This window comes from Tepidiforma bonchosmolovskayae, assembly GCF_008838325.1.
In the GTDB taxonomy this organism is placed as follows: domain Bacteria; phylum Chloroflexota; class Dehalococcoidia; order Tepidiformales; family Tepidiformaceae; genus Tepidiforma; species Tepidiforma bonchosmolovskayae.
On sequence record NZ_CP042829.1, the window covers coordinates 2,739,366 to 2,746,948 of the forward strand.

Annotated in this window: 5 protein-coding genes; 4 read left to right on the plus strand and 1 reads right to left on the minus strand. The window is 68.4% G+C overall.

Features of this window, described 5'->3' with window-relative positions:
* Positions 1-26 precede the first annotated feature (26 nt).
* Together Tbon_RS13600 and murJ are read left to right on the plus strand one after the other, a co-directional pair.
* On the plus strand, positions 27-2,786 hold the full coding sequence (locus tag Tbon_RS13600) for a glycoside hydrolase family 38 N-terminal domain-containing protein (RefSeq protein WP_192498016.1): 2,760 nt from the start codon (positions 27-29) through the stop codon (positions 2,784-2,786).
* Between the two features lie 35 nt (positions 2,787-2,821).
* Positions 2,822-4,429: a murein biosynthesis integral membrane protein MurJ gene (gene murJ, locus Tbon_RS13605; RefSeq protein ID WP_158068200.1), complete on the plus strand. Its 1,608-nt coding sequence runs from the start codon at positions 2,822-2,824 to the stop codon at positions 4,427-4,429.
* On the opposite strand, the gene Tbon_RS13610 is transcribed toward murJ, so the two are convergent.
* Positions 4,395-5,237 carry an enoyl-CoA hydratase-related protein gene (locus Tbon_RS13610; protein WP_158068201.1) on the minus strand — a complete coding sequence of 281 codons (843 nt, stop codon included), beginning with the start codon at positions 5,235-5,237 and terminating at the stop codon, positions 4,395-4,397. The genes murJ and Tbon_RS13610 overlap by 35 nt on opposite strands.
* Before the next feature lie 120 nt (positions 5,238-5,357).
* Between Tbon_RS13610 and Tbon_RS13615 the strand changes: the two genes are divergently transcribed.
* On the plus strand, positions 5,358-6,395 hold the full coding sequence (locus Tbon_RS13615; protein WP_158068202.1) for an aspartate-semialdehyde dehydrogenase: 1,038 nt from the start codon (positions 5,358-5,360) through the stop codon (positions 6,393-6,395).
* Positions 6,396-6,464: 69 nt separating this feature from the next.
* On the plus strand, positions 6,465-7,442 hold the full coding sequence (locus Tbon_RS13620) for an SDR family NAD(P)-dependent oxidoreductase (RefSeq protein WP_158068203.1): 978 nt from the start codon (positions 6,465-6,467) through the stop codon (positions 7,440-7,442).
* The last annotated feature ends 141 nt before the right edge of the window (positions 7,443-7,583 follow it).

The window sequence follows — 7,583 nt, forward strand, 5'->3', positions numbered from 1 at the left end:
CGGAACGGAGTCGAGGGAGGCCCGCCATGGAACGCACGGTCTACGTGGTCCCGCATACCCACTGGGACCGGGAGTGGTACCAGCCCCACGAACTCTTTCGCTGGCGGCTCGTCAGGATGATCGACGAGCTTATTGAGCATATGGAGCAGGATGCAGCGTTCCGCTGCTTCAACCTGGACGGCCAGAGCATCGTCATCGCCGATTACCTTGAGCTGCGACCCGAGAATGAGGGGCGGCTGCGCGCACTCATCGAGGCTGGCCGCATCGTTATCGGCCCGTGGTGGGTCCAGCCGGACGAATTGCTCCCTTCCGCCGAATCGCATATCCGCAGCTTCCAGCGGGGCATCCGCTTCGCGGAGCGGATGGGCGGGTGCCTCCGGGTCGGGCACTGCGCCGACCAGTTCGGGCACATTGCCCAAATGCCGCAAATTATGCGCCAGCTCGGCCTCACAAGCGCCTGCCTCTGGCGGGGGGTGCCCGATCACGTCCCCGGGTGGAGCTTCTGGTGGGAGGCGCCCGACGGAACGCGCATTCCCGTTCTGTACCTCCGCAACAGTTACTCCAGCGGCTGGCGGCTGCCTGAACAGGTCGACGACTTCCTCGAGCGGGTTCGGCGGCAGGAGCGTGACCTCCGCGAGGGGCTGCCAGCCCTCCTGATGAACGGCACCGACCATTCCCGGATGGAGCCGCACGTCCCGAAGGTGCTGGCCGCGGCGGAGGGCCGCGGCTACCGTTTCGTCCTGGCGACCCTCGCCGAGTATGAGCGTGCCGTCCTCGACGCCGGGATCGACGACGTGGTGCTCCGCGGCGAACTCCGCTCACCGGACCGCTCGAATGTGCTCGTCGGCGTGCTCTCGTCGCGGTTATATCTCAAGCAGCGCGACTTCGAAGTCACCCGCGCGCTCGAGCGGTACGCAGAGCCGCTCGAGCTGCTCGCCCGCCTCCACGGCGGCCCCGATGGGGGGCCGGCTCTGCGCCACGCGTGGCGGCTGGAGCTCGAAAACACGCCCCACGACTCCATCTGCGGCTGCAGCGTCGACCAGGTCCACCGCGAGATGCTGCCCCGGTACGACCGGGCGGAACAGCTCGCGCTGCAGGTCGCCCGCGAGGCGGCCGGGCACCTCCTGCGGCGAATCGAGGTCCCGCCCCAAGGGGGCCTCGGCGTATGGCGGCCGGTCTCGGGCGCCCCGTGCATCATCGAGGCAGATGTCCCTGCGGGGTGGGCGCAGTTCGATGCCCTGCGCCTGCCGGGCGGTGCGGAGGTGCCGTTCACGCTGGATCCCGCTGGCGGCGGAGACGTCCTGGTGCATGAGCAGGTAAGCCCGCGCGGCGCTCTCCGCCACCTGGACTTCCTGCGCGAGCAGCGGTACGACGTCCACGCCATTGAAGCCATGGCGTGGGAGCTCGACGACCGCCACCTGCGCGTGACCACGACCGTCGGGCCGGACATCACCGTCGTTGATGAGGCGGACGTGCGCGAGGCCGTGCGCCGGATTGCCAGCGAAGGACTGGCCGACACCGCCGAGGTGATCGTCCGAACGAGCGCCCGCGCCCGGCTTTCGGCGGTCCTCCCATCCGCTGCGGCGGCCGGGCTGGAGCTGGCGGTGCCTGTCAATTCGGCGATTGCCCGGCCGCGAAGAACACCCTCGGCCCGGCGGCTTCGCAACGACCGGTTCGACCTCCGCCTGTACGGCGCGCGCCTGGCGGTGCATGACCGCGAAACCGGCATGGTGCTCGACCCGGCGTGCATCGTTGTTTCCGAGGGGGACCGGGGAGATGAATACAACGCGGATATCCTCGAGGACGGCGTTGACGAGCCCGCAGCGGTCACGCTCGCCGGGACTGTCAGCACCCCTGCCTGGCAGGAGCTCCGGTACACGCTCACCTTCGACCTGCCGGCACGGCTGGGCCGGGGACGGAAGCGGCGTTCCCGCCGGGAGCGGGTCCTCCAGCCCATCGACGTTGCGGTCCGCCTCTGGCACGGTCTGCCCCTGGTGGAGCTGCGGCTCACGGTCGAGAACCGCGCACGGGACCACCGGCTGCGCGCGCTCGTTCCGCTGCCGTTCGTCCCCGCGTGCGCCGTAACCGACAACCACTTCCACGTCGCCGTTCGTGGCCTCGCACCGGTGCCGTGGAACGGCGTGAGCGCGGAACTCCCGCCCTCCACCTTCCCGCAGAAGACGTTCGCTGCTGCCGAGGGAAATGGGCTGGGTGTGGCGGTGTTCAACCGCGGCCTGCCGGAGGGAGAAATCGTCGACTGGAACGGCAGGAAGGCCCTTGCCCTAACCCTCCTGCGGTGCGTGGGCTGGCTATCGCGACCGGACCTCCGAACCCGGCGCGGGGGCGCCGGCCCAACCGTTGCTACGTTCGACAGCCAGTGCCCCGGGCGGCATTCCTTTGCGTTCGCAATTGCCCCGTACACAGGCGGGTGGCACGACGCCGGCATCGACCGCCTCGCCCGCGCCTGGGCATTTCCCGCAATCGGCTGGGCCACCAACGGCCACGAAGGCCCGCTGCCGCCATTCCTCGCGCTCGTCGGCATCTCAGGCGATGCGACGCTCAGCGCTGCCCACCGGAGCGAGGAGACCGGCCAGCCCCTCATCAGGGTCTACGGCGGGCCGGCGGCCGGACCGGTGACCCTCGAGGCGCCAGCCCTCGCGGGGTGGCAGGCGGCACGGGTCGACCTCCTCGAACGGAATCCCGCCGGGCTCGATGGCCGGGAGGGCAGCTGGCAGCTCGACCTTCGTCCGTGGGAGATTGCGACCATCGCCTTCCGGGAGGGCTGAACGCCCGTAGCCTTCGTCCGCCGTAGCATGCGCGCATGGCCGATGCGCCCGGAGCCGCGGGGTCCCGACGGGCCGCAGTCGGGGGCGGGCTCGCCCTCGCGGCGGCCATTGTGGCCTTCGGGTTCGTAGGATCGCGGCTGCTCGGCGTCGTCCGGACCATCGTCATCGCCAGCGCCTTCGGCGCCTCGCCGGAGCTCGACGCGTACAACGTCGCCTTCCGCATCCCGGACCTGATCTTCCAGGTGCTCGCCGGGGCGACGCTCGGCAGCGCCTTCATCCCCGTGTTTGCCAGGAAATTCGAGCGCGAGGGCCCGCCGGCAGCCTGGCTGCTGGCCAGCCGCGTGCTCAATCTGGTCGTGCTCGCAACGGCCGCGCTGTGCCTGGCGGCGTTCATGCTCGCACCCGTTCTCGTGCCTGCCATCGCCCCGGGGCTGGGCGACGACCTCGGCCGCTCAGCGGAGCTCACCGGACGGGCGGTGGAACTGACCCGCATCATGCTTGCGTCGACCCTGCTCTTTGCTGCGAGCGGGATGCTGACCGGCATGCTGAACGGGCGCGAGCGGTTCTTCCTGCCGGCGCTCGCACCGATGCTGTACAACCTCGGCATCATCTTCGGCGCTGTTGTCCTCGCCGACCGCTGGGGCGTCAACGGCCTTGCATTCGGTGTCGTCCTCGGCGCTGGGATGCACCTCGGGGTGCAGGTCCCGGGGGTCATTCGCGAAGGATTCCGCTACCGGCCGACCCTCGGGTGGGGCGACCCGGCAGTCCGGGAGGTCGGCCGCCTGATGGCACCCCGCGTGGTGGGGCTGGCCGCCGCCCAGCTCAACTTCGTCGTGACGGGGTTCTTCGCATCGAAAGTCGGCGCCTCGGCCATCTCCAACATGACCTACGCGTGGCTTCTTGCGGGATTGCCGCTCGCGCTCTTCGGCATGGCGCTCTCGACGGCGGTATTCCCGCGGCTTGCCGGCCAGGTGGCGCGCGACGAACTCGATGCGTTGAACGAAACGGTCTCGCGCGTGCTGCGCCTGATCATGTTCCTCACGGTACCGGCAGCGTTGGGGCTCGCGATGCTGCGCGAGCCGGCCGTCATCACTCTCCTGGAGCGGGGCGCCTTCACCCGGGCGGACGCGCTGATGACGGCTGCAGCGCTCGGCTGGTACTGCCTCGGCATCGTCCCGCAGGCGGGCATCGAGATCCACAGCCGCGGCTTCTACGCCCTCGGCGATACCCGGACACCCGTGGCCCTCTCCGTGCTCGCGGTCGCGATCAACCTCGTGCTCGGGGCACTGCTGTGGCAGCCGTTTGGCGTCCGCGGCCTTGCGTTCGCGGTCGGAGCGGCGTCGTGGGTGGAGTGGCTCGGCCTGTACGCCCTCTTTGTCCGCCGGACCGGCTGGGACCCGCGCCCCGACCTCGCCGGCATCGCACGCATTTCCCTGGCCGGCGCCGGGATGGGGGCAACCCTTGCCGTCGTCTCGACAGTCCTCCGGAACGACACATGGGCAGAAGCCGCCGTGAGTGCCGCAGCGGGGGTTGTCGTCGGCGCGCTCTCCTATGCAGCGGCCGCCAGGGCGCTGGGCATCCCCGAGATTGAGGAGGTCGCTGGCCGCCTTACGGCGCGGCTTCGCCGCCCGCACGCGGCGTGAGCCCCGGCCGTTCGCCGCGGAGCCCGCGGATCGCGAGTTCGACCCCGCCGAGCCGCCGGCCTCCGCGGGTCCGCGCCTCGCCGCGGTTCGCCATCATCACGAGGTAGTCCGAGAGCCCGGCATCGAGGAAGGCGGAGTAGCCCATCAGGTCCTGCGCCCGGTTGGCGGCCGCTTTCGAGAGGCGCACCACGACTGGATTGTTCTCTGCGACGCGCAGGGCATAGCCGGCCGTCTCCCTTTCGAGCTCCTCAGGCTCGTAGACGCGGTTGACGAACCCGAGCTGCATCGCCTCCTCAGCCGTCAGGAACCGGCTCTCGAACATCAGCTCCTTCGCTTTGCGGACGCCCACGTCGTAGGGAAGGGAGAAGTACTCGAGCATGGCCGGCAGGAACAGGGCATTGCGCGCTGCGAAGACGAGGTCGACGCAGGCCGCCATCATCCACCCGGCGAAGATGCAGTAGCCCTCGACCATGGCGATGGTCGGCTTGGGCGCATTCCGCCACTTGACCAGGAGGTCGAGGTTGTAGTGCCGGAAGTTCTCATAGAACTCGATGCCGGCATCGGCGATGCCGCGCGCCGCCCGGTCCGCAGCCTGCTCCGGCGTGCCGAGGTCATGCCCGCTCGAGAAGTTCCCGCCGGCGCCCCGCGTGATGATGACGCGAACCGCGGGGTCGGCTACCGCGAGGTCCATGGCGCGGTCGTACTCATCGAGCAGGCGCCAGGACTGCGCATTGCGGTACTGGGGGCGATTGAAGGTGACCCATGCGATTGGCCCGTCGACCCGGTAGAGGAGGTCCTCGAACTCCATGGCTGCACTCCGCGAAAGGGTGGAGGAAGTGTACCGGCGCGGGGACTGGGCGGTCGCGGGTTCACCGGGTCGTCCTGAGCCCCTACCATGGCAGGACAGACTTCGTCTTCGGAGCTCCCGATGGAGGCCTATAACATCACCGTCGTCGGCGCGAGCGGCATCGTCGGCCAGGAATTCCTCAAGATTCTCGACGAGCGGCGGGTCCCGGTTGCGCGCCTGAGGCTGCTGGCCACGGCCCGGTCGGCAGGCAGGGTAGTGCCGTTCCGCGGGCGCGACATTGTCATCGAGGAGACGACCGCCGAAAGCTTCGGGCCCGACGACCACATCGTGTTCCTCTCGGCGTCCGGCGCGGCATCGAAACAGTACGCACCGATCGCCGCCGCCAATGGGAGCTTCGTGATCGATGATTCGAGCGCGTTCCGGATGGACCCGAACGTCCCGCTCGTCATCCCGGAGATCAACCCGGAGGACCTCGAGTGGCACCGCGGGATTGTCAGCCAGCCGAACTGCACCACGACCCCGATGGTCCTCGCGCTGAACCCGATCCACCGGGTCAATCCGCTCAAGCGCGTCATCGTGAGCACCTACCAGGCCGTGGCCGGAGCGGGAGCCGCAGCCGTCGAGGGGCTTCGGCGCGAGACCGAGGCCGCGCTGGCCGGGCGGCACGAGCCGAGCGGCACCCAGAAGCGGGAAATCGCCTTCAATGCGGTCCCGCAGATCGACCTGTTCGCCGACGACGGCTACACGAAGGAAGAACTCAAGATGGCGAACGAGACGCGCAAAATCCTCCATGCGCCGGAGGTGCGGGTGAGCGCGACCTGCGTGCGCATCCCGACGTTCTTCGGGCATGCGATGAGCGTCTGGGCTGAGTTCGAACGCCCGATGACGGCGGCTGAGGCGCGGGAGCTGATTGCGGCTGCGCCAGGTATCGAGCTGATGGATGACCCGGCCGCTGAGCGATACCCCACACCGATGGATGTCGCCGGGACGGACCGGGTGCTGGTCGGGCGTCTCCGGCCGGATCACTCCACCCCGGGCGGGGTCACGTTCTGGACCGTCACAGACAGCATCCGGAAAGGGGCCGCGACCAACGTGGTGCAGATTATCGAGGAGGCAGCGCGGCGCGGGCTGATTCGGCCGCGCGCCGGGGTTCGGTAATACCGGCCACGACTGCGCTATAGGCCAGCCCTCTGCCATAATGCGAACCAATACCTTCGGAGTTCGCACATGGCATTCACGGTCAACCCAGACAAGTTCCGCTTTCCGGCAGAGTTCTCGGCCGGGGTCAAAGGCAAGCGCGTCCTCATCTCCGGAGCCGGCAAGGACGGCGGCCTCGGCCAGTCGTTTGCACTGGCAGCCGGCCTGAACGGCGCCGAGAGTGTCGCCGTCCACTTCCACTCGTCCTACGACGATGGCCTCGACCTGGTGGAGTACCTGCGCAGCCAGGGCGTCAATGCGTTCCCCCTGCAGGCCGACGTCACGAACATGGGGGACCTGTGGGCCAGTCGAAGTTATGTCATTAAGAAGATGGGCGGCATCCCCAATCTCGTCATCTGCAACTCGGGGCTCACCGAAAAGGGCTACTCGTTCGGCCGCTCGCTCCGCGAAATCGAAGGCGAGTCGATGGCGATGCGGCGGGCCCGAGTGCGGCAGGCGTTCATCAACAACCTCACCGAAACCCGCCTCGTGCTTGACACGAAGATCGATGGCTTCATGGCGATGACCCACCTCTGGTCCGGGGAGGCCGTGTACGCCAACGAGCCGATCGAGTTCGTGTACATCTCCTCGCGACAGGCCATCGACCCGGGCGTCAGCGTCCCCGGGTACGCCATCGCCAACTGGGCCGTGCTCCAGCTCCCGAAGGTCTTGCAGGTCAACCTCGGGCGGAGCGCTGAGCTCGTGTCTGCCTTCTCTGTCCTCTATCCCTTCGTGCGCACGGGGATGACGAACGAGTACGCGGAGAACCCGAAGGTCTTCGGAAGGTGGCAGCCCCGCATGCTCGAGACCCACGAAGCCGCCGAAGGCTTCATGCAGCTGCTTTCGCAGCCGAAGGAGGTCACCAACCAGGGCATGTTCGAGGCGATCGTCGAGCCGCTCCCCGAGAAGGGCGAAAAGGCCGTGAAGTTCACCTGGAAACAGGTGCGCTTCGACATCAAGGAAGAGCTCACCCCCTTCAGTGCCGAACGACCCCTCGAGTTTGTCTAGTCGACGGTAACTCTGCGCGCCTGCACGGGACATTCTGTCGAGTTGCCGTTCAACGGCCGCAGTCGGAAGTTCCGGATATCAAGAGTTTGTCAAGGGTTGGGTCAGACGTCATAAGTTGCTTGGTCCCCGGGCGCTCGCGGC